Annotated in this window: 16 protein-coding genes and 1 pseudogene; 7 read left to right on the plus strand and 10 right to left on the minus strand. The window is 76.0% G+C overall.

The features are described 5' to 3' along the window. Positions 1-173: 173 nt before the first annotated feature. On the minus strand, positions 174-1,586 hold the full coding sequence (locus tag K353_RS05690; protein ID WP_146616400.1) for a threonine/serine exporter family protein: 1,413 nt from the start codon (positions 1,584-1,586) through the stop codon (positions 174-176). Between the two features lie 170 nt (positions 1,587-1,756). Between K353_RS05690 and K353_RS05695 the strand changes: the two are divergent. Both K353_RS05695 and K353_RS05700 read left to right on the plus strand, forming a co-directional pair. Further along, a pseudogene (locus tag K353_RS05695) lies at positions 1,757-3,019 on the plus strand (molybdopterin-dependent oxidoreductase); the annotation flags it as partial. Between the two features lie 212 nt (positions 3,020-3,231). Next, positions 3,232-3,669, plus strand: a complete 438-nt coding sequence (locus K353_RS05700) for a DoxX family protein (protein WP_111552443.1) — start codon at positions 3,232-3,234, stop codon at positions 3,667-3,669. 610 nt (positions 3,670-4,279) lie between these two features. On the opposite strand, the gene K353_RS05705 is transcribed toward K353_RS05700, so the two are convergent. Next, entirely contained in the window at positions 4,280-5,452 is a 1,173-nt protein-coding gene (locus K353_RS05705) for a magnesium and cobalt transport protein CorA (protein WP_111552444.1), read from the minus strand. Positions 5,453-5,835: 383 nt separating this feature from the next. Between K353_RS05705 and K353_RS05710 the strand changes: the two genes are divergently transcribed. Together K353_RS05710 and K353_RS05715 are read left to right on the plus strand one after the other, a co-directional pair. Then, positions 5,836-6,600, plus strand: a complete 765-nt coding sequence (locus K353_RS05710) for a HEAT repeat domain-containing protein (RefSeq protein WP_111552445.1) — start codon at positions 5,836-5,838, stop codon at positions 6,598-6,600. 193 nt (positions 6,601-6,793) lie between these two features. Continuing rightward, a complete protein-coding gene (locus K353_RS05715) occupies positions 6,794-7,579 on the plus strand; it encodes a family 16 glycosylhydrolase (RefSeq protein WP_158585349.1) in 786 nt (261 codons plus the stop codon). A 290-nt stretch (positions 7,580-7,869) separates the two neighbouring features. Here K353_RS05715 and K353_RS05720 read toward each other — a convergent pair whose 3' ends face one another. The 7 genes from K353_RS05720 to K353_RS05750 all read right to left on the minus strand — a co-directional run bounded on the left by K353_RS05720 (position 7,870) and on the right by K353_RS05750 (position 15,159). Beyond that, complete coding sequence (locus K353_RS05720; RefSeq protein WP_146616401.1) at positions 7,870-8,871, minus strand: ATP-grasp domain-containing protein; 1,002 nt, start codon at positions 8,869-8,871, stop codon at positions 7,870-7,872. After that, positions 8,868-9,551, minus strand: a complete 684-nt coding sequence (locus K353_RS05725; RefSeq protein WP_111552447.1) for a hypothetical protein — start codon at positions 9,549-9,551, stop codon at positions 8,868-8,870. Before K353_RS05725 ends, K353_RS05720 begins: the two co-directional genes overlap by 4 nt. Beyond that, on the minus strand, positions 9,548-10,894 hold the full coding sequence (locus tag K353_RS05730) for a glycosyltransferase family 2 protein (protein WP_111552448.1): 1,347 nt from the start codon (positions 10,892-10,894) through the stop codon (positions 9,548-9,550). Before K353_RS05730 ends, K353_RS05725 begins: the two co-directional genes overlap by 4 nt. Beyond that, positions 10,891-11,583 (minus strand): HAD family hydrolase, encoded by a 693-nt coding sequence (locus tag K353_RS05735; protein WP_158585350.1) that lies wholly within the window; start codon positions 11,581-11,583, stop codon positions 10,891-10,893. The genes K353_RS05730 and K353_RS05735 overlap by 4 nt, the downstream gene beginning before the upstream one ends. Positions 11,584-11,654: 71 nt before the next feature. Further along, positions 11,655-12,308 carry a PIG-L deacetylase family protein gene (locus K353_RS05740; RefSeq protein ID WP_111552450.1) on the minus strand — a complete coding sequence of 218 codons (654 nt, stop codon included), beginning with the start codon at positions 12,306-12,308 and terminating at the stop codon, positions 11,655-11,657. Next, entirely contained in the window at positions 12,308-13,477 is a 1,170-nt protein-coding gene (gene wecB / locus K353_RS05745; protein ID WP_111552451.1) for a non-hydrolyzing UDP-N-acetylglucosamine 2-epimerase, read from the minus strand. Before wecB ends, K353_RS05740 begins: the two co-directional genes overlap by 1 nt. After that, positions 13,477-15,159 carry a purple acid phosphatase family protein gene (locus K353_RS05750; protein WP_370447562.1) on the minus strand — a complete coding sequence of 561 codons (1,683 nt, stop codon included), beginning with the start codon at positions 15,157-15,159 and terminating at the stop codon, positions 13,477-13,479. The genes wecB and K353_RS05750 overlap by 1 nt, the downstream gene beginning before the upstream one ends. 212 nt (positions 15,160-15,371) lie before the next feature. Between K353_RS05750 and K353_RS05755 the strand changes: the two genes are divergently transcribed. Then, a complete protein-coding gene (locus K353_RS05755; RefSeq protein ID WP_111552452.1) occupies positions 15,372-15,578 on the plus strand; it encodes a DUF6011 domain-containing protein in 207 nt (68 codons plus the stop codon). 59 nt (positions 15,579-15,637) lie between these two features. On the opposite strand, the gene K353_RS05760 is transcribed toward K353_RS05755, so the two are convergent. After that, positions 15,638-16,510 carry an adenosylcobinamide amidohydrolase gene (locus K353_RS05760; RefSeq protein ID WP_111552453.1) on the minus strand — a complete coding sequence of 291 codons (873 nt, stop codon included), beginning with the start codon at positions 16,508-16,510 and terminating at the stop codon, positions 15,638-15,640. A 71-nt stretch (positions 16,511-16,581) separates the two neighbouring features. On the opposite strand from K353_RS05760, the gene K353_RS05765 reads away from it, so the two are divergent. Both K353_RS05765 and K353_RS05770 read left to right on the plus strand, forming a co-directional pair. Continuing rightward, entirely contained in the window at positions 16,582-17,253 is a 672-nt protein-coding gene (locus K353_RS05765; protein ID WP_111552454.1) for a TetR/AcrR family transcriptional regulator, read from the plus strand. A gap of 89 nt (positions 17,254-17,342) precedes the next feature. Continuing rightward, entirely contained in the window at positions 17,343-17,543 is a 201-nt protein-coding gene (locus K353_RS05770; RefSeq protein WP_111552455.1) for a DUF1918 domain-containing protein, read from the plus strand. The last annotated feature ends 32 nt before the right edge of the window (positions 17,544-17,575 follow it).

A 17,575-nucleotide genomic window follows, 5' to 3' on the forward strand; every position in this document is an offset into this window, starting at 1 on the left:
CGGGAGCCCTGCCGACGATAGGACCCGCGGGCACCGCGACCGGCCGCGACACCCGCCGGGCTCACCCCGATGGGCCAGTCGGTCGGGCCCGGCCGTTACGGTCGCGGCGCGGTTCGGGGACGGGCGGCGGGACGGCGACGGTGGAGCGGACAGCGGGACGGCGGCGGCGCGGTTCAGGGCACGGACGGTGCGGCGGCGGCGGCCGGACGGGTCCGGGAGCGGGCCGCGAGCAGGCGCAGCCCGAGGGTGGTGCCGAGGACCGCGCCGAAGCCGAGGGAGGCGGTGGTCAGCAGGGCGCTGGCGAAACCGGCGCCCGCGCCGCCGGTGCGGGCCGCCGCCGCGGCGAGCGACTGGAAGACCGCGGGGCCGGGCAGCAGGGCGCCGGTGATGCCGCACAGGATCATCACGGTGGGGGTGAGGTGCAGGCGCGGCGCGGCGAGGGCGGCGAGTAGGGCCAGCAGCGCCGAGGAGCAGAACGCGGCCGGGGCGGCGGGCACCGGGAGGGCGGTGTGCAGGACGAGGTTGGCGGCCCCGGCGACCAGCCCGGCGGCGGTGGCCGGCAGCAGCAGGCGCGGCCCGCCCCCGTTGAAGGCGGCGTTCCCGGCCGCGCCGACGGCGGAGGCCAGCAGCACCACCGGCGGGGTCAGCGCGGCGAAGTGCACGTAGTGGGCGCTGTCGGCCCAGTCCCGGACGGCGAGGCCGGCCAGGGCGGTGCCGCCGAGCAGCCCGGCGAACAGGGTGGCCACCGTGATCAGGCGGCTCGCGGCCATCAGCGCGTAGCCGTTGACGGCGTCCTCGGCGAGCGAGACCACCGACAGGATCGGCAGCAGCAGCACCAGCACCGCCGCGGCGGCGGCCACCGCCTCCCGGCCGGTGAGGACGTCGAGTTGCAGGAGCAGCGTGCAGGCGCCGACGGTGGCGGCGCCCTGGGCGGCCGACCGGTAGAACGGCTGGAGCCCGGCCCGGCCCAGCAGCCACCCCAGCCGGCCGGAGAGCAGTTGCAGGACGAACGCCGTCACCACCGCGCCCGCGGTGCCGCCGGCCTGGAGGCTGATCGAGGCCGCCAGGGTGGCCCCGCCGAGGGCGCCGGCGATCCACGGCCGCCGGGAGAGCCGGTCGGAGTCGGCCAGCAGGCGTTCGGCCCGGGCCAGCGGCAGGCGTCCGGAGCGGATCCGCAGCACCAGCCGGTAGAGCCGGTTGAGGTCGTCCAGGGAACGGCTCTCGTCGGTGCGGGTCACCCGGGTCATCGACGTCGGCCGGCCCTCCGCCGGGCGGTGGTAGAGGGTGATCGTCCGGGCGGTGATGTCCACCTGGAGGTCGTCGTGCGGGCCGTAGGCGGCGGCCACCGAGGCCAGCGCGGCGTCGACGGCGCTGGTCTCGGCCCCGGCCTCGAACAGCCGCTGCCCCAGCGCCAGGGCGAAGCCCATCGCCCGTTCGGCCTGGTCCGTCCCTTCGGCCTGCTCCGTCCGGGCCGCCTCCGGCTCCGTCGGTGCGCCGGCCTCCCCCGTCCCGGCCGACGCCGTCCCGGTCGGTGGCGTCCCGGCCGACGCCGTCCCGGTTCGCTGCTCCGCCGGCCCGTCACTCACCCCGTCGCCTCCGCCCGCCCGTGCACCGGCCACTGCCGCCGAGGGAGAGCGTACGGTCGCGGCCCGCCCGGACCCGGTAACGACCTGCCCCGGGACGCCTCTGCGGGCGCGATGTCCGCGGAGCCGGCTTCCTGGGAGGCGAGGCTTCGAGCGAGGGGTCCGCCGACCGAGTGCCACCGTCGGGCGCCCGCCGCTCCGCCCCGGAAGGCGACCACCGTGCACTCCTCCGAAGACCCCCGGCCCGCCCCCGCCGACCCTGCCGTCGCCACGGTCCCCGACGGCGTCGGACCGGGCGTCGGGGACGCGCCCCGGCGGCCGGCTGAGGCGCGGCGAAGAGTGTGGCGAAGTTCCTGGTCCGCGAGGGCGAATAGCTGGACGAGCCGCGCGCGATCATGAGGATGAACCACGAGGACGGCGGCTTCGACCGTCCCGGCTGCGTCTGGCCGGACGACCTCAAGGGGTTGAAGCTCGACCTCTGCGAGAACGGGATCAAGCACGTCAGCTGGGAGATGGCCCGCAAGCGCGTGGACCGCGCGTCCTTCGCGGCGCACACCGTCACCGAGCTGTCGGAGTGGAGCGACTTCGCGCTGGAGGACCGGGGCCGGCTGACCGAGCCGATGGTGTACGGCCCGGAGACCGACCGGTACCGGCCGATCGCGTGGCGGGACGCGTTCGAGCTGGTCGGCCGGACCCTGCGGAAGCTGGACGACCCGAACCGGGCCGCGTTCCACACCTCCGGACGGCTGGGCGACGAGGCGACGTTCCTGTACCAGCTGATGGCCCGTGAGCTGGGCACCAACAACCTGCCGGACTGCTCCAACATGTGCCACGAGGCCGGCGGACGCGCCCTGCAGGCCGCGCTGGGCACCGGGAAGGGGACGGTGGACCTCAAGGACTGGGAGACCGCCGACGCCCTGTTCGTCCTCGGCGTGAACGCCGCCTCCAACGCGCCCCGGATGCTCACCGCGCTCGCCGCGGCGCACGAGCGGGGCGCGCGGATCGTGCACGTGTCGACCGAGCTGAACCGCAGCCACCTCGTGCACGGGCGGTGGGCGCTGATCCTGCCCTGCCCGGGCCGCACCGAGAAGGACCGCCGGCGCGGCGGCGAACAATCCAGCTCCGCCGAGGACTCGATGAGCATGGTGCACCTGTCCCGCGGCATGAAGCGCCCGCCTCCCCGCTGCTGCTCTCCGAGCCCGCCATCGTCGCCGGGATCGCCCGCGCGGCGCTGCCGGACAGCGCCACGCCCTTGGGAGCGGTACGTCGAGGACCACGACCGGATCCGCGACACCATCGCCGAAGTCCTGGGCGGGTTCGAGGACTTCAACCGACGAGTGCGGCTGCCGCTGGACTTCCGGATCAAGCAGCCCGCCCGCGACGGCTCCACCCGCTCGCTGCACGGCTGCCTCGCCGTCCCGTACGACATCCCGCGCGGCTGCGCGGTCGGCCCCGGTTCGACCACCGCCGCCGGCTCCGGCGGTGGGGCACGGGCGGGCATTCATAGGATTCTCAGAGCATTCCAAGCTTGGCCCCGGAACTGACGCCGCGCCAGAATTGATCGCAGCTCATCAAGTCGGGCGGTTCGCCGTCCCGGTGCACGCTCCCAGCACCCGTTCCAGGTCTCGTCCCCACACGAGGAGTTCCCATGACCGAAGACCTTTCGCGGCTCGCCGAACGTGCCCGACCCATCCTCCTGGGCCTGTGCAGGATCGTGGTGTCCCTGCTGTTCGCCTGCCACGGCGCGGCCACCCTGTTCGGCGTCTTCGGCGGTGCCCACGGCAAGGCGCCGCAGGTCGGCGAGTGGCCCGGCTGGTGGGCTGCGCTGATCCAGCTGGTGGGCGGCGTACTGGTGCTGCTCGGAATCGCGGTACGGCCCATGGCGCTGGTGTGCTCGGGCTCGATGGCCTACGCCTACTTCAGCGTCCACCAGGAGCACGCCCTGTGGCCGATCCAGAACGGCGGCGAGCCCGCCGCGATGTTCGCCTGGGCGTTCCTGCTGATCGCCGCCGCCGGCCCCGGCGGCCTCGCCCTGGGCAGCCTGCTGCGCCGCCGCGAACGGGTGGCGAGCCCCGCCGTCGCCTGACCCGCCACGCCGGAGTGGCCCCGGCCCCCGGCCCGGGGCCACTCCGTTGCGTGCGGGCACCCCCTGGACCCCGTCCTGCTACCGGTGGCGGACGCCCATGCGCGGTGACGGTCCGGCTCTCGCAGAAACTCGCCGAACTGCTGCCCGCCCCCACCACTCGCCGGGCCACCCCGTACGCCGCCCAGCACGTCCCCCACGCCCTGCGCCGCGCAGCACCCCGCCCGGCCCACGGCCCGCCAGACCCCTCCGGCCAGGGCTTCCCGTCGCGGAACGGCCCCGGAACCGGGGCCCTCAGGCCGCCGCCGACGGGACCATCGACCCTGTGGCGACGGGGCCGCGACGCACGACCATGGAGCGCCGCCACCCGGCGGGGGTCGCGCCGCTCCCCGGACGCTCCCGCGGGGTGGCCCGGCGTGCCCCGCCGCCAGTGTCGCCCCGGGGCCCCCGGACGGACGGCCGCGTCGGTCCCCGGACACCCGACGGTAGCTTGGGCAGCGGCGTCACCGACCCCACCCGCTCCACCGAGACCCACTCGCCGACCGGTTCGACCCGCCCCCGGCCCGGCCTCGATCCGGCCCCGCACCGGGTTCGGGCCGCAACCAGCTTGCCGCTACAGCCAATTGCGGCGCTTGAAGATCAGGTAGAGGCTGACGCAGACCACGCCCATCAGGCCGATCGCGAAGGGGTAGCCGAACATCCAGTGGAGTTCCGGCATCTCGTCGAAGTTCATGCCGTAGACGGTGCCGATGAGGGTGGGGGCGAAGAGAATGGCGGCCCAGGAGGAGATCTTCTTGATCTCGTCGTTCTGGGCGTGGCCGGCCTCGGCGAGTTGCTTCATCTCCTCGTTCTGGCGCTGGGAGACCAGGGTGGCGTTGACGGTGAGGATGTTCTGGAGCATCTGGCGGAAGCCGTCGACGCGTTCGGCGGCGTAGGTGGCGTGGTCGGCGACGTCGCGCAGGTAGCGCTGGAGTTCCTCGTCGGTGCCGTACTTCTGGAAGCCGCCCTCCAGGGAGCGCATGATCTCCAGCAGGGGGCCGGTGGCGCGCTGGAAATCGATGACCTCGCGGGAGAGTTCGTAGATGCGGCGGGAGACCTCGGGGTCGCCGCCGAAGACCTCGGTCTCGATCTCGTCGATGTCGTGCTGGAGTCCGGCGATGACGGGGGCGTAGCCGTCGACGACGGCGTCCAGGACGGCGTAGAGGACGGCTTCGGGGCCGAGGGCGAGCAGTTCGGGGTCGGCTTCGAGGCGGCTGCGGACCATGGAGATGTCGGGCGACTGGGAGTGCCGGACGGTGAGGACGAAGTCGGGGCCGACGAAGAGGTGGATCTCGCCGAAGTCGACCTCCTCGACGTCGTCGAGGTAGCGGGCGGCGCGCAGCACGACGAACAGGGTGTCGCCGTAGCGTTCCAGCTTGGGGCGCTGGTGGGCGACGATGGCGTCCTCGAGGGCGAGTTCGTGGAGGTCGAACTTCTCGGCGGCTTCGACGAGTTGGGCCTCGGCGGGGCGGTAGAGGCCGATCCAGGCCATGGTGCCGGGCTTGCCGGGGAGTTCGCGGTAGATCTCGGCGAGGCTGGTGGGTGTCTCTATCCGGCGGCCGTCGCGGTAGACGGCGGCGTCGACGACGGAGCGTTCCAGCGAGACGGGTTCGTCGGGGTGGGGGTGCTGTTCGGAGCGCGGGTCCATCGAGTGCTCGGGGGCCGCGGTGCGGTCGGCGGGCCGCGAGGCGGGACGGCTGAAGGGTCGCTTGCTCGCGCGCACGGCGCGCACACGCCAGTCGGACACGGCGGTACCTCCACGGTTCTGGTGCCGCCGGGCCCGGACGGACGCGGACGGGCGGGCGGGGCGGCGGGCCCCGGTGGCGGTCGCACGCGGGCGCGGGGCGGGGCCGGGCGTGAACGCGGGGGTTCAGCGGGCGGCGCGGCGCGGGCGGTGGTGCCGGGGGCCAGGAGCGGATGAGAACGTCCCGGAGCGGGGCCGACTTCGACCCGGACTACTGCGCTCCACTGCTCTCACCTCCCGACGCTCCGGACGCCCGGGGGCGTCACGACCGCGGCCCAGTGTAGCCCCGTCGGCCCCGCCCGCCGCCCACCCGCGCCGCGCGCCCGCCCGCCAGGTCCCGGCAATCACGTGGCGCCGACCGCCCCGGACGGGCCACACTCGGGCGCATGACCGACGATTCCCGGCCCCCGGCCGAAGACCCGTCCGCGCGGGACGTGCGGGCGCTGCCGGTGCTGCTGGGGTCGGCCGGGCACCCGGACGCGGAGGTGCGCCGGGCGGTGGCGAAGGCGCTGCCGTTCGCGGGCGAGCCCGTCCCGGACTCGCCCCGGGTGCGGGCCCTGCTGGCGCTGTGCCGGGACGAGGACCCGGGTGTGCGGGACGCGGCGGTGTTCTCGGTCGGCACCCTGGACGAGGCGTACAGCCCGGCGGTCCGGGCGGCGCTGCACGAGCGGCTGGACGACGAGGACGAGGACGTGGCGGAGGAGGCGGTCCGCGGCCTGGCCAACCGCCAGGACGTCTCGGTGCTGCCCCGGCTGATCGACCTGCTGGAGACGTACCGGCGGCCGCACGCGCTGACGCTGTCCGCCGCGGCGGTCCTCGGCCGCCCCGAACTGCTGCCCGTCCTGGCCGCGTTGGCGGCGGAAGACCCGGACGATCCGGGGATCGCGGCGGCCTTGGAAGCGTGCGACCCGGTCCGGCGCGCGGAGCGGTCCGCTCTGGCCTGGCGCCTGCTGGAGGAACTGGACGTCCGGCGGCCGGACTTGGACGCCGCGCTGGTCTGGCCGCGGTTCTCCGCGGACCTGCAACTGGAGATCCACCACGGCTCCGGTCCGCTCGCCTACCACGCGGACGGCCTGTTGGACCGGGCCGGGCAGGACCCGTCCCGGGCGGCCGCCCTGGTCGACGCCGAGTGCCCGCCCGGAGGTGGCTGAACCGGGCGCGGCGCCGCCGCCCCGGGGCGGGCGGGGGGCAGCACACCGGACGTACCGTCATTGAGCGGATGAAAGGGGCGTGCGCGGGCTCGGCGGCTCGCCTCCGTGCGCCGGTCGGGTGAGGGTGTGGGAGGGTTTTGGCCGGGAATGCCCTGGGTTGCCGGAACCTGACGCACCACCGGAGCGTGAACGAGTGAGCACCCCTCCCCCGCCCGACCAGCAGTCCACCGACTCGCAGGCGACCGCCCACCAGCCCACCGTCCCGCAGCCGACCGCCGCGCCGCAGCCGACCGACCCTGCGCAGGCGCCGGTCGTGTTCGACGCGCCGTTCTCGGACCGTTCCCAGTGGGCGGCCGGCGCCTCCTCCGCGTACCCGCGGGGCGGGCGGAACCCGGACGACAACAAGCTCGACCACCTGGTGCCCGGTTACGGCCCGGACGGGGACCGCTTCACCGCGGTGCGGGAGAGCGCGCGCAGCTGGCGGACGCCGCTGGTGACCACCGAGGGCACCGCGGGCGGGTTCGAGCTGCGGACCGGGGACCGGCTGGAGGCCCGCTGCCAGGTGACGGCCGACCAGGGCGTCTGGCCCGCGATCTGGACCTGGGGGCGGGACGTCGCCCCCGGCCGGTCGCAGCCCGGCCACGGCGAGGTGGACGTGATGGAGTACCACGACGACCACCCGCGGATGCTGGAGCTGAGCAACCACGTCCGCCCCGGCGACCCGGCCTACCTGGACGACCTGGTGACGCCGGGCCGGTGGTTCACCCTCGCCTGCCTGTTCGGCCCCGACTCGGTCCGCTGGGAGCTGGACGGCCGCGAGGTGTACGCCGACGGCCGGGGCGTCGGCTCCGGCTGGCGGGCCTGGATCATCGTCAACCTGTCGGTCGCGGGCGGCCGTTGGGGCCACCGCAGCCCCCGCGCCAACAGCGGCCGGCTCTCCTGGCGCTGCCGGGACCTGACCGTCCGCCGCCCGCACTGACCCCGCACCGTCGGCACCGCCGTCGGGCGGCGGCGCGCCCCGCCGGCCCGGCAGCGCGGCCGGGGACCCGGCGACGGGAGCCCGCCGTGACGTGACGGGGCCCCGCCGTACCGCGACGGTCGCGCCCTACAGCTCCAGCGACCCGGTAGCGGCGCAGCCACCCGCCGGGCGGCGGCACCACGTCGCCCGCGTTGCGCAGGTCCCGTCCGGGCGCGTCGGCGACGGCGTCCACCGCGGCGGTAGGGTCGAGCAGGTCTCCGAACCCGCCCACCGGGCCGCCCGAGCGGACGTCAGGCCGACGCCGACGCCGACACGGGCACGGGCACGGGCACGGGCACCGGTGCCGGTGCCGGTGCCGGTGCCGACACCCGGTGCTCGGCGAAGCTGCGCGCCGTCGTCACCCCGGCCGCCCAGCGCAGCGCCTCCGGCCGGACCGGTTCGCCGCGCAGCAGCCGCAGGTACTGGCCGACCAGGTCCGCGCCCGCCGCCAGCGAGATCGGCAGGCCGCCCGAGCAGCGCGGGTTGACCTCCACCACCCGGGCCGGGCCGTCCTCCGCCAGGAAGCCCTGGACGTTGACCAGGCCGGTCAGGCCCAGCGCCCCGGTCAGCTCCGCCACCAGGACGTCCACCCGCGGGTCCGCGAACGTCGTCCCGCGGGTGGCGATGCCGCCGCGCACCTGGGTCCGCCAGCGCGGCACGGCGGCGTGCACGGTGCCGTCCCGGCCGATCAGGCAGTCCGCGGTGAACTCCCGCCCCGGCAGCAGGGTCTGCACGATCGGCTCGGGGACGCGGCGCAGCAGGGTCGGGAAGTCCGCCGGGTCGTGCACCGCGTGGACGTCCCGCGAGCCGCGCCCGCGCCGCGGTTTGACGATCCACGGGCCGGGCAGCTCGCCCGGCCCGCCGAGCGACGTCCCCGGGGCGGGGATGCCCTCGACGGCCCGGGCGAAGGCCCACTTGTCCAGGCAGGCGGTGACCGTCTCCGGCGCGGGGAACCAGGCCGCGACCCCCTTGTCCGCGAACTCCCGCTCCCGTCCGGCCAGTTGCTCCAGCTCCTCGCCGACCGTCACCACCAGCGCGTCGCACCGCCGCTCGACCGCGGTCGCCAGCAGCCGCTGCGCGAAGTCCGCCTCGCCGGCCGCCGGGAGCAGCACGCCCTCGTGGCCCAGGTGCAAGCCCACCCCGTGCGGGTCCGCATCGCCCACCACCGGCACCAGGCCGGCCCGGGCCGCCTCCCGCGCCAGCACCACCCCGGCGGGCCCGCCGCCCCCGGTCACCAGCACCCGCACCGTCATCGCTCCTCCACCTCGTCCGCGTTGTCCGTCTCGTCAGCCCCGCCCGCCCTGTCCGCCCGGTCCGTCTCGTCAGCCTCGCCCGCCCCGCCCGCCCGGTCCGCCTCGGCCGTGCCGCCCGGCCGTCGCGGGCGGCGTCCGATCCGCAGCGCGACCATCAGCAGCACGGCCAGCAGCAGCATCAGGTAGGACCAGAGGGTGCCGCCCCAGTCGTGGAAGCCGACCATGGTGGGGATGCCGTAGTCCTGGCCCACCCAGAGCACGGCCACCAGCCGCGCCAGGTTCGCGGTGGCGAACAGCGCCGCCGCCGCGACCGCCCCGACCAGCCGTCGGCGCCACGTCCCGCCGAGGATCAGCAGCGAGACGCCCGCGCAGGCCGTCACGACGGTGAGCGCCGAGCAGGACGGGGTGATCCGGATGAAGAACGGCTGGTACCCGTGGAAGCCGTGCACCAGGTCGGTGCCGGGCAGCTGGCGGACCATCGACAGCCCGCACCAGCGGGCCACCGTCCCGGTCGCCGCCGCCTCCGCCCGGGTGACCGGACCGGCCGCCCAGTGGCCGAGGGCGAGGGTGGTGGCGATGACCGCCAGGACCCGTAGCAGCGGGGCCAGCGGCCGGGCCGGGCCGACCGCCGGGCGGGGCCGGGACGGGCGCGCCGCCCCGGGGAGGGTCGGGAGTCTCACAGCCGGGCCCCGATCGCCGCGTTGGGGGCGGCCGCGGTGCGCTCGGTCTTGACCCAGGAGTACGCGGAGCCGACCCGCCGGTCGATCAGGGCCCGGGTGCACAGCAGCATGGAGAGCACGAACAGCGCGGGGAACAGCAGCAGTAGGAAGACCTCCCGCCGCCGCGTCCCGGCCCGGACGAGTCCGCCGCCGATCTCCAGCACCGGCCCGGCCAGCATCAGCGGGGCGACCGGCCACAGCGGCACGGTGAGCGCCAGTCCGGGCCAGGAGGCTTCGACGCCCGCCAGCAGCAGGGCGACGGCGCACAGCACCGGCACGTGGTAGAGGTACAGGAACAGCAGGGCCTCCACCTTGCCGAGGACGCCCAGGTGCCGGGAGCGCAGCAGCGCGTCCCGGTGGTCGGCGCAGACCTGCTGGTGACCGCGCGCCCAGCGGTAGCGCTGGCGCCAGTAGCCGCGCAGCGTGGTGACGGCGAGTTCGGTGTCGACGGCGTCCTCCGCGTAGCCGACCCGGCGGCCGGAGAGCCAGACCCGGACGGTCAGGTCGGTGTCCTCGGTGACGGAGTCGACGTTCCAGCCGCCGAGTTCGCGCAGCACCGAGGTGCGCACCGCGCAGTTCGCGCCGCCGTACGCGGGCAGCCCGAAGGCGCTGCGTCGGCCGGCCATGTTGACCAGGTAGCCGCACAGGTAGTCGACGGCGACCAGGCGGGCGATCAGGCTGTCGCCGGGGTTGCGCACCACGCAGCGCCCCTGCGCGGCGGCGGTGCCGGGGTCGTCGAAGGCCCGTACCAGGGCCCGCAGGCAGCCGGGTTCGGGCTGGTGGTCGGCGTCGAAGACGACGGTGATCTCGCCGCGCACCAGTTCCAGCGCCTCGTTCAGCGCGGCGGACTTCCCGCCGACGGCGTCCGCGGCCCGGCGCAGCACCCGCCAGCGGGGGTGCGCCTCGGCGGCGCGCTCCAGCAGGGTGCCGGTGTCGTCGGCGGAGCGGTCGTCGACGAAGACCACGTCCAGCCGGTCGGCGGGGTAGTCGAGGGCGGCCAGCGCGCGGGTCAGCCCGTCCACCACCCGGGCCTCGTCGTGGCAGGGCACCAGCACCGTGACGCTCGGCAACACCCCCTGCTCGTCGGCCGGTTGGGGACGGGCGTGCAGCGCCCCGGCGAGCAGCACCAGGTGCCGCAGCAGGTAGAGCCCGAACACCCCGGCGAGGAAGCCGGCCAGTGCGTGGTGCGCCCAGGCCGGGCGCCACCCCAGCAGCCCGGCCGCCGCCAGGACCGCCGCCACCGGCACCACCGCCGCCGCCACCGTCGTCCCGACCGTCGAAAGCGCCCACCGCGCCCGCTTCACAGCGCCTCCCGTACGGCGTCGAGCGCCTCCGCGACCGTCCCGAAGGACGCCGACTCGCTTCCGTGGTCCGCCTTCTGGCGGTACTCGCCCTGCCGGACCCGGAGCACCGGGATGCCCAGCCGGGCCGCGCCCGCGACATCCTTGTCGGGCCGGTCGCCGACCATCAGCGCCTCGCCGGGCGCGCACCCGAGCAGGGCCAGCGCCTGCCGGAAGCCGTCGGGGGCGGGCTTGCGGGCGGCCCGCCCGCCGGGCAGTTCGTCGGTGCACACCACGTGCGGCAGCAGCGGGGCGAGGCCGGTGGCGGCGAGTTTGGCGCGCTGCTGGGCCGGGTTGCCGTCGGTGAGCACCACCAGCGGGACGGCCGCGGCGAGCCGGGCCAGCCGGTCGGCGACGCCGGGGTACGGGTCGAGCCGCACCGGCCGGAACTCCCGGAACACGTCCACGAGTTCGGCCGCCGTCCGGGCCTCGTAGCCGCCGACCCGCTCCAGGGCCCGGTCCACGATCCGCCCCCGGTCGCTGCCCTGGGCGCACACCTCGGCCAGCGCGGCGCGCAGGGCCGGGCGCAGCGCGGCGGGGGCGGCCTGCGCGACCGCGTCCCAGGCGGCGGCGAGGAACTGCGCCTGCGGGTAGAGGGTGTCGTCGAGGTCGAGCAGGACGCCCCGGCAGCGCACCCCCGCACCGGAACCCACCGCCCCCGCACCGGAACCCACTACCCCCGCACCGGAACTCACGTCCCCCGCACCGGAGTCCGCCGTCGGCGTCATGCCCGGACCTGCCGGGGGACGGCGGGCGCGGCGGGCGCGGTGACGGTGAGGGTGAGCAGGCTGCGGGTGGCGGTGAACGCCTCGGCGGCCTCCAGCCGGCCCTGGAAGCCGCGGAAGCGGGCCTGGGCGGCGAGCGCGTCGAGGTCGACCCGGCGGGAGCCGACCACCTGGGAGAGGTGGTGGCGCAGCAGGGCGAGCTTGCCGGGGACGTGCCCGGTGACGTCGCTGTAGACGGTGGGGTGGAAGTCCAAGGTGGTGGGGCCCTCGTAGTGCAGCAGGTGGGGGTGGGTGCGGGCGGCGGCGACGGTGGCGCGGGCGGCGGCGCGGTGGTCCTGGTGGGAGTCTTCGGCGGCGTGGGTGAGCACCAGGTCGGGCCGGAACTCGGCGAGGACGTCCTCGATCCGCCGGGTGAGCGCGGCGTCGTGCGCCAACTCGCCGTCCCGGAAGCCGCCCCGGTACAGTCGGGCGCCCAACTGACGCGCGGCGGCCTGCTGTTCGCGGTCGCGCAGGGCGGGGTCGCCGGGGCCGAGGCGGCCGTCGGTGAGCACCAGCAGGCCGACCTCGGCGCCGTCCGCCCGAGCCTTCAGCAGGGTGGCGCCGCAGCCGAGTTCGATGTCGTCGGGGTGCGCGCCGACGGCGAGGATCCGCATCAGGCCGCCCCCGGTCCGGGTTCGCGCAGCGCGAGCCGGTCCGCGCGGTGCAGGGTGGTGACGAGGGCGGCGATCCGCTCGCCGGTGCGCCCGTCGCCGTAGGGGCAGGGCAGGTGGGCGATCCGGCGCTGTTCGGCGGGGTCGAGCAGCCGTCGGGCGGCGGCCACCGCCCGGGCCGGGTCGAGTCCGGCGAGCGCGGCCTGGCCGAGGGCGACGCCCTCGGGCCGGGGGGTGCTCTCGCGCAGCACGACGGCGGGGACGCCGAACCAGCCGGCCTCCTCCTGGAGGCCGCCGGAGTCGGTGGCGACCAGCGCCGAGGTGGCGATCAACTCCAGCATCCGGCCGTGCGGTTGGGGTTCCAGCAGCTCGATGCCGGGGTGCCGCAGGCCGTCGGTGAGCCGGTGCGCGGCGAGCCGGTCGGCGGTGCGCGGGTGCAGCGGGAAGACCACCGGCCCGCAACTGTCGGCCAGCGCCCGGACGGTGGCGACCAGCGCGGCCAGCCGTTCGGGCGCGTCCACCGTGCCCGGGCGGTGCGCGGTGACCAGGACGCCGCGCCGCCGCTCGACCGGCACCGCCGCCACGCCCGAGGTCCGCAGCACGTCCAGCACGGTGTTGCCGACCACGTGCACGGCGTCCGCCGGGACGCCCTCGCGCAGCAGGTTGTCCCGGGCGCCCTCGGTGGGGGCCAGGTGTACGGTGGCGAGGTCGGCGGCGACGGTGCGGTTGTTCTCCTCCGGGGAGAGCGGGTTGTGCGAGCGCAGCCCGGCCTCGACGTGCGCGACGGGTACGCCGTGCCGCCGGGCGGCGAGCGCGACCAGCGGCACCGTCCAGGTGTCGCCCTGGACGACGGCCAGGTCGGGGCGCGGCCCGGCGGCGAAGTGGGTGAGGGCGTGGGCCAGCAGGGCGCCGGTGCGGGCGGCCTCGTCGCCGGTCAGCTCCCAGGACTCGTCCGGGGGGAGGCCCAGGTCGGCGAAGAAGGAGCCGGCCATCCGCCGGTCGTGGTGCTGGCCGGTGGCGACGACCCGGACGCCGGCCCCGGCGGCGCGCAGGGCGTGCACGACGGGGGCGAGCTTGACGATCTCGGGGCGGGTCCCGGCGAAGACGGTGAGCTGCGGGGCCCGGCCGGGACGGGTGGTCCCGGCCGGGGTCCGCCGGTGTGCGGCGTTCATCAGGAGACGGGGACCTCGAGTCCGCTGCGGTGCTTCTGCCAGGCTGAGTAGCCCGCGTACCCGGCGCCGGCGGCGAGCGCGGCGCCGGCCAGCAGCGCGCCGGAGCCGAAGGCGGGGGTGTCGACGGTGGCGGCGGTGCGGGCGATGGTGACCCGGTCGATCTCGGTGCCGGCCTTGGCGCCCTCCACCGAGATGCCGCGCACGGTGAGGGTGGCGGTGCCGCCGGGGGCGGCGGGCTTGACGTCCACGGCGAGCAGGTTGTGCCCGCGGTAGCGCACCCGGGACCAGTCGACGGCCTCGGTGACCTTGCCGCCGGCGCCGAAGTAGCCGGCCGCGACGCCGGAGGCGTCCTTGACGTTGCCCGCGTAGCTCTCCGGCCCGTTCGAGGGCAGGCTGTACAGGTTCGCGCCGCCGCCGCCCGCGACGATGTAGGTGGTGCCGTCGGTGACGGGGCTGACGGTGTCGCCGACGCCCGCGGTGCGGGTCGGCTTGCCGCCGCGGATCGGGTCGGTCCGCTCGTACATGTGGTTGTGGCCGTTGATGACCAGGTCCACGTTGTACTTGTCGAACAGCGGGGCCCACTTCTCCCGGACGCCGCCGTCGGAGACGTGGCTGGTGGTCACCGCGTAGGCGCAGTGGTGGAAGAAGACGATGACGAAGTCGATGGCGGGCTTGGCCCGCAGGTCGGCGAGGGTGCGCTCCAGCCAGCTGGTCTGGGCGCCGCCCGAGTAGTCCTTGTTGGCCGGGATCTCGTAGGAGACGTCGTTGGCGTCCAGCGACAGCACCGCGACGTTGCCGTAGGTGAAGGCGTACACGCTGGGGCAGTTGGCGGGGCCGTTGGTCGGCAGGTCCAGGCGCTTGGCGTGGCCGCCGTAGCCGTTGGGCGAGTACCAGGCCTCCATGTCGTGGTTGCCGGTGGCGACCATCCACGGCACGGACTGGGCGACCGGCTCGATCTGCTTGAGGTAGCCGTCCCACACCGCCGGGTTGTAGCTGTCGTTCAGCTTGCCCTGGCCGTTGGGGTCGGCGTAGCAGATGTCGCCGGCGAGCAGGTGGAAGACCGGGTTCTGCGCGGTGATCTGCGCGTTCTCCAGCGCGGCCTGGGCGCTGGCGCCCTGGTCGCCCATCGCGGTGAAGGTGAACGGCTTGAGGCCGGAGCCGCTGCCGGCGGGGCCGGTGGTGAAGGAGTTCACCGGGCCGGACGCGGCCTCCAAGCCCTCGTGGCCGACGGCGTAGTAGTACGTGGTGTTCGGTTCGAGCTTGTCGAGCGCGGCGTGCCCGTAGTACTGCTCCAGCGGGGCGCCGGTGCCGTAGTCGCTGTGCAGGTTGCGGATCTCGGCCTGCACGGTCTGGCTCAGGTCGGTGGGCGAGGTGCCCACCCGCAGCACGGGGTTGGTGACCGCGGACGGCACCTGCCAGCCGACCCGCATCTGGGTGGCCGGGTCGTTGCCGAAGGCGAGGTGCCGGCCGAACGGCACCACGGCCGAGCCGGGCGTGTCGGCGTACGCCGGGCGGCTGAGCAGCATCGGTCCGGCCGCGACGGCGGCGGCGCCGAAGATCCCGGCCCGCAGCACGCTGCGCCGCGACACGCCCTTGCGGACGTCCTGCCAGTACTCGTACTGCTCGGCGATGGTCATCTCGTCGGCCCGGCGGCGCGACACCCGGAAGCCGGGAAGGTCCACGGGATTTCCCTTCGTGGTGTGGTGGTGCGGAAGCGGAACCTCGCCTTCGCCCGATGGAGGTTCACGCCCCGAGATGACCTGTTCGGAGACGGCCGGTGAACATTCATCCGATCAGATCGGACGCTCCGGTGAAGATCGCCTGAATGCCACCCGACGGTCCCCGGCGGCACCCCCCTCTCGCGCCCGCCGCCCGGCGGTGGTGAACTGTTGCGGTGAGTGATCAGCGCGACAGCACCGAACCCCCGCTCCCCGGCACGGCCGTCGAGCGCCGCCCGGCCCCCGTGGTCCGCTGCCGCCGCTGCCACCGCCCGCTGCACAGCCCCGAGTCCCGCTGGGAGAAGCTCGGCCGCCACTGCGCCGACGCCCCCGAGCCCACCCGGGTCTACGTCATCGACCAGGACCACCTGCCGGGCACCTGACCCCCCGTCAGCCCCCGCCCGTCCGCACCGGACCGCACCGGACCGGCGAGGGCCCCCGCTCACCCCGCCGTCGCCCGGACCGCCCGGCTCCCCCCGCCTGCCAGCACGTCCTCGCACCCGCAGCCGGGCCCGGTGGCCGGGTGGGTCGGGGGGCCGTCGTACCCGGCGCGGCGTTCGCGGTCGGCCAGCGCCCCGGCCAGGACGGCCCGGTGGACGGCCCGGGCCAGCCGGGCGCCCCAGCGGGAGCGGGGGCCGCCGAAGGGCTCGACCGCCGCGCCCGGCCGCGGGGCGCGGACCGCGACGCAGACCGCGTCGGAGGGGGTGCCGGAGCAGTCGTACCCGGCCTCCAGCAGGGCCTGGACCTTGGCCTCGGTGGCGGTGGTGAGCAGGTTGAGCAGCCCGGCGTCGGAGAGCGGCGCGGGGACGACGGCCAGGATGTTGATGGTGCCGGGCGCGTGGCGGGCGGCCGGGACCTCGGGGGCGGCGGCCCAGGTGGGGACGCCGATGCCGGTGGTGACCACGGCGGTGGCGCCGCCGTCCCGGGCCCAGGTGCAGGCGTCCACCTCGGCGGCCGTCATCAGGCCGGTGCCGGGGCCGGTCAGGCCCTGCGCGGCGGCGAGTTCGGCCAGGTGCAGGGCCGGGTCCATCCGCCCGTACCCGGCCCGGACCTGGGCGTTGAGCACCCAGTGCCGCTCGCCCAGGCCGCCGCCGAGGACGCCGGAGCCGGCCATCCGCCAGCCCGGCCCGGCCCGCCACACCAGCAGGTGCCGGCACGCCCCGTCCTCGATCCGCCCGGCCCGCTGCACCGTCACCACCGGGGCCGCCGGGTCCACCAGGTCCCCCGCGTCCACTCCGTCCGCCGCGTCCGCCCGGTCCGTCCCCTTCACCCCGTCCGCCCCGTCCGCCGCGTCCGCCACCCGCTCCTCGCTCATGGTCCGCCAGCCAACCACACCGCGGCGGCCGGGATTCGCCCCGGCCCGACCGGATGCGGCAGAGTGGCGTCATGACCCCGCCCCCCGCCGCGCCCGCCGCCCGCGCCGCCCGCGCCCCGGCCGCCGGGGCGCGCCGCCGGCCGGTGCAGCAGCGCAGCCAGGAGCGCTACGAGCGGCTGCTGGACGCCTGCGCGGGGCTGCTGGACGAGACCGGGCCGGCCGGGCTGACCACCAAGGAGGTGGCGCTGCGCGCCCGGGTGCCGATCGGCACCCTCTACCAGTTCTTCGCGGGCAAGGAGGGCCTGCTGGCGGCCCTCGCCGAACGCAACCTGGACCGCTTCCTGGACGGCCTGGCCCGCCGGGTCGCGGCGGCCGGCTCCCCCGACCTGGCCGCCTTCACCGACCACGCGGTGGACGAGTTCGTCACGATGAAGCGCTCCGTGCCGGGCTTCGGTCACCTGGACTTCGGTCTGGTCGGCACCGTCCCCGCCGAGGTCGACGAGCTGCACCTGCTGGACGCCGAGCTGGACAACAACGCGGCGGTCGCCGTCCGGCTGCGCGCCATCGGCGGCGGGCTGTTCGCGGCGCCCGGGTACGGGCTGGCCCTGCGGGTGGCGATGGAGTGCGCGGACGCGGTGCTGAAGCTGGCGTTCCGGGCCGATCCGGCGGGCGACCCGGCGCTGATCGCCGAGTGCAAGCGGCTGGTGCGCAGCTACCTCGCCGACGTCCCGCCGCGCGGGTGACGGGTTCGGCTTTGCGCCGTCCGGGTAGCCGCCGCAGAGTGGAAGGGAAGTCCGAAGGCCCTGTCCGATCCGCCGGCGGGAGTTGTCCGATGCGAGCCACCGTGGGAGACCACGTCCACATGTACAGCAGGTCGGTCGGCATGGCCGACCGCACGGGTGAGATCGTCGAGGTGCGCGGCACCGACGGCGAACCGCCCTACCTGGTCCGCTTCGAGGACGGCCACGCCGGCCTCGTCTACCCCGGCCCCGACTGCCTCGTCGAGCACCGCGCCGACGGGGAGCAGCGCTGATCCCGGTCCCCGTCCGATCCCGGTAGGAGGAG

The sequence above is a fragment of the Kitasatospora sp. SolWspMP-SS2h genome (genome assembly GCF_003259315.1).
In the GTDB taxonomy this organism is placed as follows: domain Bacteria; phylum Actinomycetota; class Actinomycetes; order Streptomycetales; family Streptomycetaceae; genus Kitasatospora; species Kitasatospora fiedleri.

What these genes read in the sequence shown, in the direction of transcription:
- K353_RS05700 (WP_111552443.1), top strand. Translation starts at nt 3,232, where the DNA reads ATGACCGAAGACCTTTCGCGGCTCGCCGAACGTGCCCGACCCATCCTC.
- K353_RS05710 (WP_111552445.1), top strand. Translation starts at nt 5,836, where the DNA reads ATGACCGACGATTCCCGGCCCCCGGCCGAAGACCCGTCCGCGCGGGAC.
- K353_RS05720 (WP_146616401.1), bottom strand. Translation starts at nt 8,871, where the DNA reads ATGACGGTGCGGGTGCTGGTGACCGGGGGCGGCGGGCCCGCCGGGGTG.
- K353_RS05740 (WP_111552450.1), bottom strand. Translation starts at nt 12,308, where the DNA reads ATGCGGATCCTCGCCGTCGGCGCGCACCCCGACGACATCGAACTCGGC.
- wecB (WP_111552451.1), bottom strand. Translation starts at nt 13,477, where the DNA reads ATGAACGCCGCACACCGGCGGACCCCGGCCGGGACCACCCGTCCCGGC.
- K353_RS05760 (WP_111552453.1), bottom strand. Translation starts at nt 16,510, where the DNA reads ATGAGCGAGGAGCGGGTGGCGGACGCGGCGGACGGGGCGGACGGGGTG.
- K353_RS05765 (WP_111552454.1), top strand. Translation starts at nt 16,582, where the DNA reads ATGACCCCGCCCCCCGCCGCGCCCGCCGCCCGCGCCGCCCGCGCCCCG.
- K353_RS05770 (WP_111552455.1), top strand. Translation starts at nt 17,343, where the DNA reads ATGCGAGCCACCGTGGGAGACCACGTCCACATGTACAGCAGGTCGGTC.